We start from the raw sequence: 13,991 nt of genomic DNA on the forward strand, positions 1-13,991 counted from the left end.
CGGAAGTTAAGCTCTCTAGCGCCGATGGTAGTTGGGACCTTGTCCCTGTGAGAGTAGGACGTCGCCAAGCAACTAAAAACACAAGTCTTTTGACTTGTGTTTTTTTGTGTTTTCAAACAGTATGCAAAAAGAAGTAATGGTAATACAAACACGTTGCCCAAGGATGAATCATATTATATAAGAAATCGATGTATATTTTTCTGTAAATTGTTAAGGAATAGAAGTATAAAATATGTCCATTTAAATTAAATAGGGAGGGAAAGATATGAAATCACAAAACGAAGTTTGTATTGTTTGTGAGACAGAAAGAAAAGAAGGGATATATGTTTATAATAATTTAATATGTTATGAATGTGAAAAGGACATGGTGAATACAGAAACAAATGATCCGAAGTATATATATTATTTAAAACAGCTTCGGAAATTAGAAGTATCATATTTTTAAATAGGCATATGCCTATTATTTTTTTTGTTCTGTATAATAGATAAAGAATGAAATAATAAGGAAGAGATATAGATGAATCAAAATCGCATACCTTTATATGAAGCATTAATAGAGTTTAAAGAAAGAAGGCCGTTATCTTTTCATGTTCCAGGTCATAAAAATGGTTTAAACTTCCCTCAAGGGGCAGTAGAGGAGTTTAAAGATATACTATCTATCGATGTAACTGAGTTATCAGGGTTAGATGATTTACATAGTCCGTTTGAATGTATAGATGAGGCACAACAATTATTAGCTGATGTATATGAAGTGGAAAAAAGTTATTTTTTAATTAATGGTTCAACAGTCGGGAACTTAGCAATGATTTTGTCTTGCTGTAGGGAACATGATATTGTTCTTGTACAAAGAAATTGTCATAAATCAATTATTAATGGTTTAAAATTAGCAGGAGCAAATCCAATTTTTTTAGATCCATGGATTGATGAAGCTTATAACGTACCCGTGGGAATTCATGATGAGATTATTAAGGAAGCAATTGAAAAATATCCAAATGCGAAAGCACTTATTTTAACACATCCTAATTATTATGGTATGGGGATGGATTTAGAGGCAAGCATTGCTTATGCACATGCACATAAAATTCCTGTGTTAGTAGATGAAGCGCATGGAGCTCATTTTTGTTTAGGCGGGGCATTTCCAAAGTCAGCTTTAGCATATGGTGCAGATATTGTAGTTCATTCCGCACATAAAACATTACCTGCGATGACGATGGGATCCTATTTACATATAAATAGCCGCTTAGTGAAAGAAGAAAAAGTTTCTACTTATTTAAGTATGCTACAATCTAGTAGTCCATCGTATCCAATTATGGCTTCTCTTGATATTGCACGCTTTACGATAGCGCGTATAAAAGAAAAGGGACATGATGAAATTGTCGAGTTTTTACGGGAATTTAAAGAAGAATTGTCTTCTATCCCACAAATAGCTATTTTACAATATCCATTACAAGACGAGCTAAAAGTTACCGTACAGACACGTTGTCAGTTATCAGGATACGAATTACAATCTGTATTAGAAAAGGTTGGTATATATACCGAAATGGCAGATCCATATAATGTCTTATTTATTTTGCCTTTGCAAGTAAATAAGAAGTATATGAAGGCTATAGAGATGATCCGGGCGGCATTGCAATCTTATGAGGTGAAAGACAAGACAGAATCTATTCGTTATACTTATAAAGGAGAAATTTCTCCTTTACCGTATACATATAAACAACTGGAAGGATATGAAACAAAAGTAGTATCTGTAGAAGAAGCAGTTGGGATGATAGCGGCGGAAATGGTAATTCCATATCCACCTGGTATTCCATTGATTATGTATGGGGAAAGAATTACTTCAGAACATAAAGAGCAAATTATGCATTTAGAGAGAGCAGGCGCCCGTTTTCAAGGTAGCACGAAATATATGAAAGTGTATGATATAGAAAGTAGGTTTTAGGATGAAGGGATTATTTGTAACAATTGAGGGGCCAGAAGGTTCGGGTAAAACAACGTTAATTCAAGGTTTATTGCCATACTTTGAACAAAAGGAACAAAAGGTAATGGCGACGAGAGAACCAGGTGGTATTGCAATTTCTGAGGATATTAGAACGATTTTACATAAGCAAGAATATACGATGATGGAAGCACGTACAGAGGCACTTCTATATGCCGCTGCACGTAGACAACATTTAGTGGAAAAAGTTATGCCGGCACTTAATGAGGATTACCTTGTATTATGTGATCGTTTTATAGATAGCTCTTTAGCGTATCAAGGCTATGCAAGAGGGTTAGGTATGGATAAAGTATTTGAAATCAATCGTTTCGCAACAGAAGACTGCATGCCTAGTTTAACAATTTACCTAGACATTGAACCCGAGGTTGGTTTAGCTCGAATTGCAAAAGATGCAGGACGTGAAGTGAATCGGTTAGATATGGAAGATATCACTTTCCATAAACGTGTGCGTGAAGGGTATTTACAAGTTGTAGAACGTTTCTCGGATCGTATTGTATTAGTAAATGCTGATCAACCAATGGAAAAACTTATAGAAGAAGTTATTCAAGTTATAGAAGATAAATTGTTATAATAGAAGGAAAGAATGAAATAAGTGAGGTATGCATTATGACGAAGACGTGGGAGCAGCTTTCTGCTATACAACCCATCGGTGTAAAAATGTTGATGAATAGCATCGCAAAAGAGCGTATATCCCACGCTTACTTGTTAGAGGGAGGGAAAGGGACAGGAAAGTTTGCGACAGCAATTCAAATGGCAAAGAGTTTCCTCTGTTCTCAGCGGAATGGGGTAGAGCCTTGTCATGTATGTACAAATTGTAAGCGAATTGATTCAGGTAACCACCCAAACTTACATATTGTAAAACCAGACGGATTATCTATTAAGAAGCAGCAAATTCATGATTTACAAGAAGAGTTTTCAAAAACAGGATTAGAAGCAAATAAAAAAGTATATGTTATTGAGCACGCAGACCGTATGACAGCAAATGCGGCGAATACACTGTTGAAATTTTTAGAAGAACCAAGTAGTGATACAACAGCTATTTTACTTACTGAACAAAGTCATCAAATTTTAAATACGATTTTATCTCGTTGTCAAGTTGTTACATTTAGACCGTTACCTACGGAATCTTTAATTAGAAGATTACAGGATGAAGGTGTTACGACATCTTTATCGACACTTGCTGCACAACTCACAAATAGTTTTGATGAAGCTTTAGCTTTATGTAGTGATGAATGGTTTGCACAAGCACGAGCTTTAGTGATAAAATTATGTGAAGCGCTCGAAAAAGATAAAGCCTCTATTTTTTTTGTACAAGAAAAATGGGGAAAACACTTTGGAGAGAAAGAACAATTACAGCAAGGTTTAGATATGTTACTCCTTATTTATAAGGATTTATTATATGTTCAACTTGGAGAAGAAGATCGTCTTGTTTTTCATGAGCAGAAAGAGATGTTTGAATCTTTCTCCTACGCTCAGAAGCGCATTGTATCAGCTCTCTTTAATATATTAGAGGCAAAAAATAGAATCAACGCTAATGTAAATGCGCAGCTTGTGTTCGAACAGTTAGTGTTGCGGTTGCAGGAGGGATGACCGTTTTGTATGATGTAGTAGGTGTTCGCTTTAAGAAGGCCGGAAAGGTGTATTACTTTGATCCGAATCAGTTCGATATCTCTGAAAATGAGTTTGTAATTGTAGAAACGGTAAGAGGTATTGAATACGGAAAAGTAGTTATTACCAAAAAGCAAGTTGATGAAAACGACGTTGTATTACCGCTAAAAAAGGTTATTCGCATTGCAAATGAAAACGATCGTACCATTGTTGAAGAGAACAAACATGCTGCAAAAGAAGCATATCAAGTTTGTCAGCAAAAGGTAGTAGAACATAATCTTGATATGAAACTTGTAGATGTAGAGTATACGTTCGATCGCAATAAAATTATTTTCTACTTTACTGCGGATGGTCGGATTGATTTTCGCGAACTAGTGAAGGACTTAGCAGCAATTTTTAGGACAAGAATTGAACTAAGACAAATTGGTGTTCGTGATGAAGCGAAAATGCTTGGTGGTATTGGTCCATGTGGTCGTATGCTTTGTTGTTCTACTTTTTTAGGGGATTTTGAACCTGTATCCATTAAGATGGCAAAGGATCAAAATTTATCATTAAATCCTGCAAAAATCTCTGGTTTATGTGGTCGCTTAATGTGTTGCTTAAAATATGAGAACGATGAATATGAGGCAGCAAAGGAACAACTTCCTGATTTAGATCAACGTATACAAACCCCGCATGGTACTGGCCGTGTTATCGGATTAAATATTTTAGAAAGATTAATTCAAGTGGAACTAGTAGACAAGGAACGGATAGTAGAATATACGTTAGATGAGTTAGTGAATAAAGGGGTCGTTTCGAGTCAAACCACAGATTAATGAGGTGGGTGCTTGTGGAGAAAAAAGATATTTTTGCATCGGTTTCTAGTATGGAAGAGCAAATTGGACATTTATACAAACAGTTGGGAGAATTAAAACAACATCTTGCAGAGTTACTGGAAGAAAACCAACATATAAAAATGGAAAATGAAAATTTGCGACACCGCTTTGAAGAAGTGCAGATTAAAGAAAAACAAAAAACTCAAAAACGTAAAGAAGTGAAGCCGAAGACAGATATTGGTGAAGGCTACGATAATTTAGCAAGACTATATCAAGAAGGTTTTCATATTTGTAATCTGCATTATGGAAGTGTACGTAAAGAGGGAGATTGTTTATTCTGCCTGTCATTTTTAAATAAAAAGTGAAATTACCTTTCCAATAATAATTGGAAAGGTAATTTTTTATACATGAGAGTAGAATCGAATATGTTTTTTATTAGTAGAAGATGAAATAGGGTAGGTTAAGTGTAAGAAAAGGAGCAACATATGAATTTATATGAAGATGAACGTTTAGATTACTTATTAGCACAAGATTTGAAGATTATACAAAGCCCATCAGTATTTAATTTCTCGTTAGATGCTGTTTTACTTGCAGACTTTGCTTGGGTGCCAATTCAAAAAGGTAATTTACTTGATTTGTGTACAGGTAATGCCGTTGTGCCCCTTCTATTAAGTACAAGGACGAAAGGGAATATTACTGGTGTAGAAATTCAAGAACGCTTATATGATATGGGAATAAGAAGTGTTCAATACAATAAGTTGGAAGAAAGAATTCACTTAATACACGGGGATTTGAAAGATATGCCGGAGAAACTTGGACGTCATCAATATGATGTTGTCACATGTAATCCGCCTTATTTCCAAACACCTGCAACTTCTGAAAAAAATATGAATGAACATTTAGCAATAGCTCGTCATGAAATTATGTGTACACTAGAGGATGTTGTATCTGCAAGTAGTCAGCTAGTAAAGCAAGGCGGGAAAGTAGCATTTGTACATCGTCCAGGTCGTTTACTAGACATTGTTACATTAATGCGTAAGTATAAAATTGAACCGAAGCGTGTACGATTTGTTTATCCTAAGGCAGGAAAAGAAGCGAATACATTGTTAATTGAAGGAATTAAGGACGGAAACGCAGATTTAAAAATATTGCCACCTCTTTTTGTATATGGAGAAAATAATGAATATACAAAGGAGATTCGTTCTATTTTATATGGAGAAGAATAAGCATTGTTTTTATGTAGTGGAGTGCTCTGATGGAAGTTACTATGCTGGATATACAAATCATATAGAGAAGCGGATTGAGACCCATAATAGCGGAAAAGGGGCTAAGTATACGCGTGCTAGACTTCCTGTTGCTTTAAAATACGTAGAGTTTCATGAAGATAAGCGTACAGCTATGCAAGCAGAGTACTATTTTAAGCAATTAAATAGAAAACAAAAAGAAGAATATATGCAAAAAGGAGAACCTTATGTGGCAACAAAAAAGTTTTCAACAAAATGAAAAGGGCGTTTTATATTTAGTACCAACCCCTATTGGGAATTTAGAAGATATGACATTTCGTGCAATCCGAATTTTAAAAGAAGCGGATTTAATTGCTGCTGAAGATACGAGACAAACGAAAAAACTTTGTAATTACTTCGAAATTGAAACGCCTGTTATGAGTTACCATGAGCATAATAAGGAAGTAAGTGGGAAGAAAATATTAGATAAGTTAGACGAAGGAAAGACAGTAGCACTTGTTAGTGATGCTGGTATGCCGTGTATTTCCGATCCAGGTTACGATATTGTTGTAGAGGCTGTAGCGGAACAGTATCATGTTATCCCGCTTCCTGGGGCAAATGCAGCCCTTACAGCATTAATTGCATCAGGCCTTGAAACAAAACAGTTTTATTTCTATGGATTTTTACAAAGAAATAAAAAAGAAAGAAAAATGGAGTTAGAGAAGCTTCGTTATATACAAACTACAATGATGTTTTATGAAGCACCTCACCGTTTGGATGATACTTTAATCTCGATGCAAGAAGTATTGGGAAATAGAGAAATTGTATTGTGCCGAGAGTTAACAAAAAAATTCGAGGAATTTATTCGTGGAACAGTTGAAGAAGCAATTGAGTGGACGAAACAAAATGAAGTTCGTGGTGAGTTTTGTATTTTAGTAGCTGGTTCAACGGAAGAACCTGTTCCAGAGGAACAATGGTGGGAAACTATTTCGGTATATGACCATATTGAACATTATATAAACGAAAAAGGTATGAATTCAAAAGAGGCGATAAAAACAGTTGCTAAAGATCGAGATTTGTCGAAACGCGATGTATATCAAATCTATCATGTCGATAAAAAATAAGCTTCTCATAATTGAGAAGCTTATTTTGCTGTTTCGATATAATCTTGAAGCTCGTTTAAGATTTGCTCAGCGCCTTCTTTGCTTAAGATAATTTTACCTTCAGCTAAAGATAGGTTACCATCAGATACTTCACCAGTTACTTGGCAAGTCATGTTTGGCTTATATTTTTTTAAGATGATTTTCTCGTCATCAACATAGATTTCAAGAGCATCCTTTTCTGCAATACCTAAAGTACGGCGTAATTCAATCGGAATTACTACACGACCTAATTCATCAACTTTACGAACGATACCAGTAGATTTCATAATTCTTTTCCTCCTAAAGAAATAGTTTATAAGTTTCGAGTCTATTTTTAGATTCGTCATTTTTCGACAAAATACCCTATGGACATATGATACCAATCATTTACATTTCCGTCAATTCTTTAATTCTATATTTTTTAAAAAGATTTATAGATTTCTTACTTCTTATATATAATAGAATTTGAGTAATTTCTACTATTATTTCACTTTATTTTCAGAAAAGTTCAGAAATTATAGGTAATGACTGTATATTTTCTTGAAATATGAGTAATAGATGATAAATATAAAAATATGAAGTTGTTTTTATCCTGCATTAACGAGTAGTAAGATTCTAAATTTTAAATTCGGCTGGGTCAAAGAAGTTAAGTGGAAGTCGGATTGCTCGTAAAAGTCCGATTGGTGTGGGTTGATAATCCGTGGGAATGAACAAGATCCTCACAGATTAAAGTTTCACTTTATATATAAGTTTTTGATATACTATTTATAAATACATATGAGGTTATCCGGGAGGTCCAAAACAATGACAAAGGAAAACAAATCCTTTTATATTACTACCCCAATTTATTATCCAAGTGGAAAATTACACATTGGACATGCTTATACAACAGTAGCAGGGGATGCTATGGCACGATATAAGCGTATGCAAGGATATAATGTTCATTATTTAACAGGAACTGATGAGCATGGACAGAAGATCCAAAAGAAAGCAGAAGAATTAAATGTTACACCACAAGCATATGTGGATAACATCGTTGCAGGAATTAAAGAACTTTGGGAGAAGATGGATATCTCCTATGATGATTTTATTCGTACAACGGAAGATCGTCATAAAGATGTTGTCGAAAAAATCTTCAAGCAACTAGTAGATCAAGGTGATATTTATCTTGATGAATATGAAGGTTGGTATTCTGTACAAGATGAGACATTCTATACAGAGCATCAATTAGTAGATCCAATTATGGAAGATGACAAAGTAGTTGGGGGAAAAAGTCCAGACAGTGGTCATGATGTAGAACTTGTTCGTGAAGAATCATATTTCTTTAGAATGGGTAAATATGTTGACAGACTATTAAAGTTCTATGAAGAGAATCCACATTTCATTCAGCCAGAGTCTCGTAAGAATGAAATGATTAATAACTTTATTAAACCAGGCTTAGAAGATTTAGCAGTTTCTCGTACTTCATTTGACTGGGGAGTTCGTGTTCCAGGTAATCCGAAACACGTTATTTACGTATGGGTTGACGCATTATCTAACTACATTACAGCATTAGGTTATGGAACAGAAAATGAAGAGATGTATAAGAAGTTCTGGCCAGCAGATGTGCATTTAGTTGGAAAAGAAATCGTTCGTTTCCATACGATTTATTGGCCAATCATTTTAATGGCATTAGATTTACCTCTTCCGAAAAAAGTCTTTGCTCACGGTTGGATTCTAATGAAGGATGGAAAGATGAGTAAGTCAAAAGGAAACGTAGTAGATCCAGTTACATTAATCGATCGTTACGGATTAGATGCATTACGTTATTACTTACTTCGTGAAGTTCCGTTCGGATCTGATGGCGTATTCACACCAGAAGGATTTGTGGAGCGTATTAATTTCGATTTAGCAAATGACTTAGGTAACTTATTAAATCGTACAGTAGCTATGATTGATAAATACTTTAACGGAGAAATCCCTGCATTTAAAGCAAATGTAACGGAATTTGATGGAACGTTAGTAACGTTTGCACAGGATACATTGAAAAAAGTAGAAGAAGCAATGGAGAATATGGAATTCTCTGTAGCTCTAAGCTCAATTTGGCAATTGATTAGCCGTACGAATAAATATATTGACGAAACACAACCGTGGGTATTAGCGAAAGATGAGAATGATCGTGAAAAGTTAGCCTCTGTAATGGCTCACTTAGCAGAAGTACTTCGTCAAACAGGTATTATGCTTATGCCATTCTTAACAGTAGCACCAAGCAAGATGTTTGCTCAGCTTGGCCTTACTGAAGAAGCACATACATCTTGGGAAAGCCTGTCTACAATTGGATGCATTCCAGCTGGAACAAAAGTAGAAAAAGGAAACCCGATTTTCCCTCGTTTAGAAATGGAAGTAGAGGTAGCGTACATTAAAGAACAAATGAAAGCCTCTGCTCCTAAAGTAGAAGAGAAAAAAGAAGAAGAACCGAAGGCAGAAGAAATTACAATTGATGATTTCTTTAAAGTAGAATTACGCGTAGCTGAAGTTCTATCTGCGGAACCTGTGAAAAAAGCAGACAAGTTGTTAAAAATTCAACTAGACTTAGGCACAGAAAAACGTCAAGTGGTTTCTGGCATTGCAAAGTTCTATTCGCCGGAAGATTTAAAAGGTAAAAAAGTTATTTGTGTAACAAACTTAAAACCTGTAAAATTACGTGGTGAATTATCACAAGGTATGATTTTAGCAGGTGAAGAGAATGGCGTATTGTCATTAGCATCAATCGACCAAAATCTACCAAACGGTACAAAAATTAAGTAATTAAGACAAGAAAAGAGATGTTTCACGTGTAACATGTGTGAAGCGTCTTTTTTCTTTTTACACCTCAATTTTTGCATTAAGATTGTAGTATTGTTATCGTTAAGTTATAAAAGAGCTTATTTGCGTAGAATAAATTTGATTTCAATATAAAAGGAGTTATGTATTATGTTGTTTGATACACATTCACATTTGAATGCAGAGCAATTTGAAGAAGACTTGCAAGAAGTGATTGTCCGAATGAAAGAAGCGGGTGTTACTTATACAGTTGTTGTTGGTTTTGATGAAGTAACGATAAAAAAGGCGATTGAATTAGCTGAAGCCTATGATTTTATTTATGCTGCGGTTGGATGGCACCCTGTTGATGCAATCGACATGACAGAAGAGCATTTAGCTTGGTTAGAAGAACTTGCTTCTCATCCTAAGGTCGTTGCACTTGGAGAGATGGGCTTAGATTATCACTGGGATAAGTCTCCAAAAGAAATACAGAAAGAAGTATTCCGTAAACAAATTGCATTAGCGAAAAAAGTAAAATTGCCGATTATTATACATAACCGCGATGCAACTCAAGATATTGTGGATATTCTAGAAGAAGAGAATGCAGCTGAAGTAGGAGGCATTATGCATTGCTTTAGCGGTAGCGTAGAGGTAGCGGAGCGATGTGTTGATATGAACTTTTTAATTTCGTTAGGTGGACCAGTTACATTTAAAAACGCTAAGAAACCGAAAGAAGTTGCTACGGAGATTCCATTAGAGAAATTATTAATAGAGACGGATTGTCCGTATTTAACACCGCATCCATTTCGCGGGAAACGAAATGAACCAAGTTATGTAAAACTCGTAGCAGAAGAAATTGCGAACTTAAAAGGAATTTCTTATGAGGAAGTAGCAGAAATGACAACGAAAAATGCAAAAGCTTTATTTGGCGTTGAATAAAAGAGTGGGAGAACCCATTCTTTTTTATTTTTGTGAAAAAATAGCAGGCGTGACAGAGAAGATAAGGGCGAATGAGTAAGTGGTACAATAAGGAGAGAGAACAAAGTTTTGGACATTCTACTTTTTAAAATGTAACAATGGGGAAAATAATAATGGAAAAGTCGTCATTTTTTTGTTTTACTAAGTAGAGACGAAACGAGTGTGGAGGCAAGCATGAAAATTAAAGAGATTATCGTTGTAGAAGGTAAAGATGATACAGTTGCGATTAAGCGTGCTGTTGATGCGGATACAATTGAAACGAACGGTTCAGCAATCGGTGATCATGTTATTGAACAAGTTAAATTAGCGCTGCAAAAACGAGGCGTTATTATTTTCACAGATCCGGATTATCCTGGAGAGCGTATTCGAAAAATTATTTCTGATAAGGTGCCTGGATGTAAACATGCGTTTTTACCGAAGGAAGAAGCACTTGCTAAGAGGAAAAAAGGTGTCGGAATTGAACATGCTTCTAATGAATCAATTCGCCGTGCTTTAGAGAATATACATGAAGAAATGGAAGCTTACACAAGTGAAATCAGTTGGAGCGATTTAGTCGATGCAGGTTTAGTGGGCGGAGAAATGGCAAAGAGTCGCAGAGAAAGAATGGGTAAGCTATTAAAGATTGGTTATACAAACGCAAAACAGTTACATAAACGTTTACAAATGTTTCAAGTTTCAAAAGAATCATTTGCAGAAGCGTATAAGCAAGTCATACAGGAGGAAAGAAAATGAAGGATATCGCAACGCCAAATCGTACGAAAGACATTGTTGAAAAGTATGGATTTTCATTCAAAAAAAGTTTAGGACAAAATTTTTTAATTGATACGAATGTATTAAATCGTATCGTTGATCACGCTGAAATTGGTTCAGAAAGTGGTGCAATTGAAATTGGACCAGGTATCGGTGCATTAACAGAACAATTAGCGAAGCGTGCTAAAAAAGTAGTGGCTTTTGAAATTGATCAAAGGTTATTACCGATTTTAGATGAGACGTTAGCTCCATATGGCAACGTTACTGTTATCAATAAAGATGTACTAAAGGCAGATGTACATGAGGTGTTTAGTGAGCAATTTGAAGAAGGGCAAGATGTAATGGTAGTAGCTAACTTACCATACTATATTACGACGCCAATTTTATTTAAATTGCTGGAAGAGAAATTACCGGTTCGTGGATTCGTTGTTATGATGCAAAAAGAAGTTGGGGATCGTTTAGCGGCTAAACCTGGAACGAAAGAGTATGGTTCTTTATCCATTGCTATTCAGTATTATACAGAGGTAGAAACAGTTATGACTGTACCGCGTACGGTGTTTGTACCACAACCAAATGTTGATTCTGCAATTATCCGCCTCCTAAAGCGTCCGAAACCAGTGGTAGAGGTAACAGATGAGACATTCTTCTTTGAAGTAGTACGAGCAAGTTTTGCACAGCGTCGTAAAACTTTAATGAATAATTTATCAAATAATTTAAATGGTTTCCCGAAAGATAAAGAGCTGTTGGATCGAATTTTAACAGAAGTAGGAATTGATCCGAAACGAAGAGGCGAGACGCTATCTATCGAGGAGTTTGCAACATTAAGTAATGCATTAGTTCTTCATAAGTTATCATAAGAATATAAAAGGGACAGTTCAACTTGAACTGTCCCTTTTGTCACCTTTCCCCTCTTACATTCATATTTTAAAAACAGGTAAGATGGCCTAATGAGTTTGGAGGTAGGAGAATGGCTTTACATGTTGGAGAATTAGTGGAACGATACTCTCATAATAGGGATATTCTTTTTCGTATTATAGAAATAAAAGGCGAGATAGCTATATTGTTTGGAGAGGAAATTAGATTGGTGGCAGATGCGCCACTTGAAGATTTAATTAGTATAGATCAACGAGAACATAAAAAGAGAGCGAAGCGTGAGAAAGAAACGATGGAGCGGACGTATCGTTTGTTTCAACAAGATTACGTATTAATGAAACAAAGGCATGAACACACTTCAACTGGTGGATATACAAGTGAAGTGAATTATTTTCAAATGCCAGGGCGTGTCTTGCACATAGATGGAGACCCGTTATATTTGCGCAAGTGCCTAGATTTATATAATAAAATTGGTGTTCCTGTACAAGGTATTCATTGTAAAGAAACAGAGATGCATGAAAAGGTAGTAGATTTAATAGATCATTTTCGTCCGGACATTTTAGTTATTACAGGGCACGATGCGTATACAAAATCAAAAGGAGTAAAGGGAGATTTAGCAGCATATAGGCATTCAAGGCATTTTGTACAGGCTGTTCGAGAAGTGCGAAAAAAATATCCATCGTTGGATCAACTCGTTATTTTTGCTGGGGCATGTCAATCACACTTTGAAGCATTAATTCGAGCAGGCGCTAATTTTGCTAGTTCCCCATCTAGAATTAATATTCACGCACTAGACCCTGTATATGTGGTTGGTAAAATTAGTTTTACGTCATTTATGGAAAGGGTTAATGTATGGGATGTTGTACGTAATACGATTACTGGTGAAAAGGGACTTGGCGGGATTGAAACAAGGGGGATTTTACGAACTGGATTACCTTTTCAACATTATGAAGAATAAGCAAGGTACATATGTATCTTGCTTTTTTGTATGGAAAGGATTTAAATCAGTTTGGATAAAAAGAGACAAGAACGCACAGACTACATAATGATACTTTTACAATATAGTATTTCTTCTATCTATTCGAACGCATGATGCTTTTATAATGATATTGTCTGTGAGTTGCGGTTAATAATTGGGATAGATATATCGTGTTTTAAGTGTTCAATCTAAATTACAGCGAGGTGTAACGAAGTATATGTCAAAACGTTTAGATGAAATTAAAAGCGAATTAGATCACCATCTTGGACAGAGACTGATGTTAAAGGCGAACAGTGGGAGAAGAAAAACTGTAGAACAATCAGGTGTACTTGCAGAAACGTACCGTTCTGTTTTTGTTGTACAACTGGATCAACAAGAAGATGCGTTACAACGTGTATCGTATAGCTATGCGGATGTTTTAACAGAGACAGTAGAGTTAACATTTTATGGTGAACCTCATAATGAAGTGATTTTATAATTCATGTATCGTTACATATATTCCCACAAATGAAAAGCTATATTATTTTGCATACTAATGATACCGTAGCAAAATAAGGAGGGACTCTGCATTGAGTAGACGAAGAGGTGTCATGTCAAATCAATTTAAAGAAGAGCTTGCAAAAGAGTTGGGCTTTTATGATGTTGTTCAGAAAGAAGGATGGGGCGGAATTCGTGCGAAAGATGCTGGTAACATGGTGAAACGTGCTATAGAAATTGCAGAACAGCAATTAATGAAACAAAACCAGTAGTTGTAAGATACTTTCTATGCTACGGTAGCCGAGGAGTGATTCCTCGGCTTTTTGTACTATAAAAGGTGCCATCATTTTACATAAGTAGTTTCATTCT

General features: G+C 35.4%; 17 protein-coding genes. 16 read left to right on the forward strand and 1 reads right to left on the reverse strand.

The annotated features are described in order from the left end of the window. The first annotated feature begins 265 nt into the window (after positions 1 to 265). From PDK19_RS24415 to rsmI, 9 genes are all read left to right on the forward strand, one after another. Positions 266 to 445 carry a sigma factor G inhibitor Gin gene (locus PDK19_RS24415; RefSeq protein WP_000842028.1) on the forward strand — a complete coding sequence of 60 codons (180 nt, stop codon included), beginning with the start codon at positions 266 to 268 and terminating at the stop codon, positions 443 to 445. Between the two features lie 72 nt (positions 446 to 517). Beyond that, a complete protein-coding gene (locus tag PDK19_RS24420) occupies positions 518 to 1,939 on the forward strand; it encodes an aminotransferase class I/II-fold pyridoxal phosphate-dependent enzyme (RefSeq protein ID WP_049113091.1) in 1,422 nt (473 codons plus the stop codon). A 1-nt stretch (position 1,940) separates the two neighbouring features. After that, the gene (gene tmk, locus PDK19_RS24425) at positions 1,941 to 2,567 is read left to right on the forward strand and encodes a dTMP kinase (RefSeq protein ID WP_000677230.1); all 627 of its coding nucleotides are present in this window, start codon (positions 1,941 to 1,943) and stop codon (positions 2,565 to 2,567) included. Between the two features lie 35 nt (positions 2,568 to 2,602). Beyond that, positions 2,603 to 3,586 carry a DNA polymerase III subunit delta' gene (gene holB / locus PDK19_RS24430; protein WP_000169574.1) on the forward strand — a complete coding sequence of 328 codons (984 nt, stop codon included), beginning with the start codon at positions 2,603 to 2,605 and terminating at the stop codon, positions 3,584 to 3,586. Between the two features lie 5 nt (positions 3,587 to 3,591). Beyond that, positions 3,592 to 4,419: a PSP1 domain-containing protein gene (locus PDK19_RS24435; protein WP_000272429.1), complete on the forward strand. Its 828-nt coding sequence runs from the start codon at positions 3,592 to 3,594 to the stop codon at positions 4,417 to 4,419. 14 nt (positions 4,420 to 4,433) lie between these two features. Beyond that, positions 4,434 to 4,784, forward strand: coding sequence for a DNA replication initiation control protein YabA (gene yabA, locus PDK19_RS24440; RefSeq protein ID WP_000412056.1), 351 nt, complete (start codon positions 4,434 to 4,436; stop codon positions 4,782 to 4,784). A gap of 120 nt (positions 4,785 to 4,904) precedes the next feature. Then, the gene (locus tag PDK19_RS24445; protein WP_014893383.1) at positions 4,905 to 5,645 is read left to right on the forward strand and encodes a tRNA1(Val) (adenine(37)-N6)-methyltransferase; all 741 of its coding nucleotides are present in this window, start codon (positions 4,905 to 4,907) and stop codon (positions 5,643 to 5,645) included. Beyond that, positions 5,632 to 5,922, forward strand: a complete 291-nt coding sequence (locus tag PDK19_RS24450) for a GIY-YIG nuclease family protein (RefSeq protein WP_000414339.1) — start codon at positions 5,632 to 5,634, stop codon at positions 5,920 to 5,922. Before PDK19_RS24445 ends, PDK19_RS24450 begins: the two co-directional genes overlap by 14 nt. Beyond that, positions 5,891 to 6,766 carry a 16S rRNA (cytidine(1402)-2'-O)-methyltransferase gene (rsmI, locus tag PDK19_RS24455; RefSeq protein ID WP_270708158.1) on the forward strand — a complete coding sequence of 292 codons (876 nt, stop codon included), beginning with the start codon at positions 5,891 to 5,893 and terminating at the stop codon, positions 6,764 to 6,766. Before PDK19_RS24450 ends, rsmI begins: the two co-directional genes overlap by 32 nt. A 20-nt stretch (positions 6,767 to 6,786) precedes the next feature. Here rsmI and PDK19_RS24460 read toward each other — a convergent pair whose 3' ends face one another. Beyond that, complete coding sequence (locus PDK19_RS24460) at positions 6,787 to 7,071, reverse strand: AbrB/MazE/SpoVT family DNA-binding domain-containing protein (protein WP_000843036.1); 285 nt, start codon at positions 7,069 to 7,071, stop codon at positions 6,787 to 6,789. A 517-nt stretch (positions 7,072 to 7,588) separates the two neighbouring features. Here PDK19_RS24460 and metG point away from each other — a divergent pair. The 7 genes from metG (at position 7,589) to sspF (ending at position 13,894) form a co-directional block, all read left to right on the forward strand. Further along, on the forward strand, positions 7,589 to 9,571 hold the full coding sequence (gene metG, locus PDK19_RS24465) for a methionine--tRNA ligase (RefSeq protein WP_074568360.1): 1,983 nt from the start codon (positions 7,589 to 7,591) through the stop codon (positions 9,569 to 9,571). Positions 9,572 to 9,736: 165 nt separating this feature from the next. Next, the gene (locus PDK19_RS24470; RefSeq protein ID WP_000895848.1) at positions 9,737 to 10,504 is read left to right on the forward strand and encodes a TatD family hydrolase; all 768 of its coding nucleotides are present in this window, start codon (positions 9,737 to 9,739) and stop codon (positions 10,502 to 10,504) included. Positions 10,505 to 10,717: 213 nt separating this feature from the next. Continuing rightward, complete coding sequence (rnmV, locus tag PDK19_RS24475) at positions 10,718 to 11,275, forward strand: ribonuclease M5 (RefSeq protein WP_000692830.1); 558 nt, start codon at positions 10,718 to 10,720, stop codon at positions 11,273 to 11,275. Beyond that, a complete protein-coding gene (gene rsmA / locus PDK19_RS24480; RefSeq protein ID WP_000651552.1) occupies positions 11,272 to 12,150 on the forward strand; it encodes a 16S rRNA (adenine(1518)-N(6)/adenine(1519)-N(6))-dimethyltransferase RsmA in 879 nt (292 codons plus the stop codon). Before rnmV ends, rsmA begins: the two co-directional genes overlap by 4 nt. 110 nt (positions 12,151 to 12,260) lie before the next feature. Beyond that, entirely contained in the window at positions 12,261 to 13,124 is an 864-nt protein-coding gene (gene yabG, locus PDK19_RS24485) for a sporulation peptidase YabG (RefSeq protein ID WP_001173738.1), read from the forward strand. Between the two features lie 238 nt (positions 13,125 to 13,362). Then, positions 13,363 to 13,623: a biofilm formation stimulator Veg gene (gene veg / locus PDK19_RS24490; protein ID WP_000044349.1), complete on the forward strand. Its 261-nt coding sequence runs from the start codon at positions 13,363 to 13,365 to the stop codon at positions 13,621 to 13,623. Between the two features lie 91 nt (positions 13,624 to 13,714). Further along, on the forward strand, positions 13,715 to 13,894 hold the full coding sequence (sspF, locus tag PDK19_RS24495; RefSeq protein ID WP_001985066.1) for an acid-soluble spore protein SspF: 180 nt from the start codon (positions 13,715 to 13,717) through the stop codon (positions 13,892 to 13,894). The last annotated feature ends 97 nt before the right edge of the window (positions 13,895 to 13,991 follow it).

This window comes from Bacillus cereus group sp. BcHK124, from assembly GCF_027712065.1.
Lineage (GTDB): Bacteria > Bacillota > Bacilli > Bacillales > Bacillaceae_G > Bacillus_A > Bacillus_A pacificus.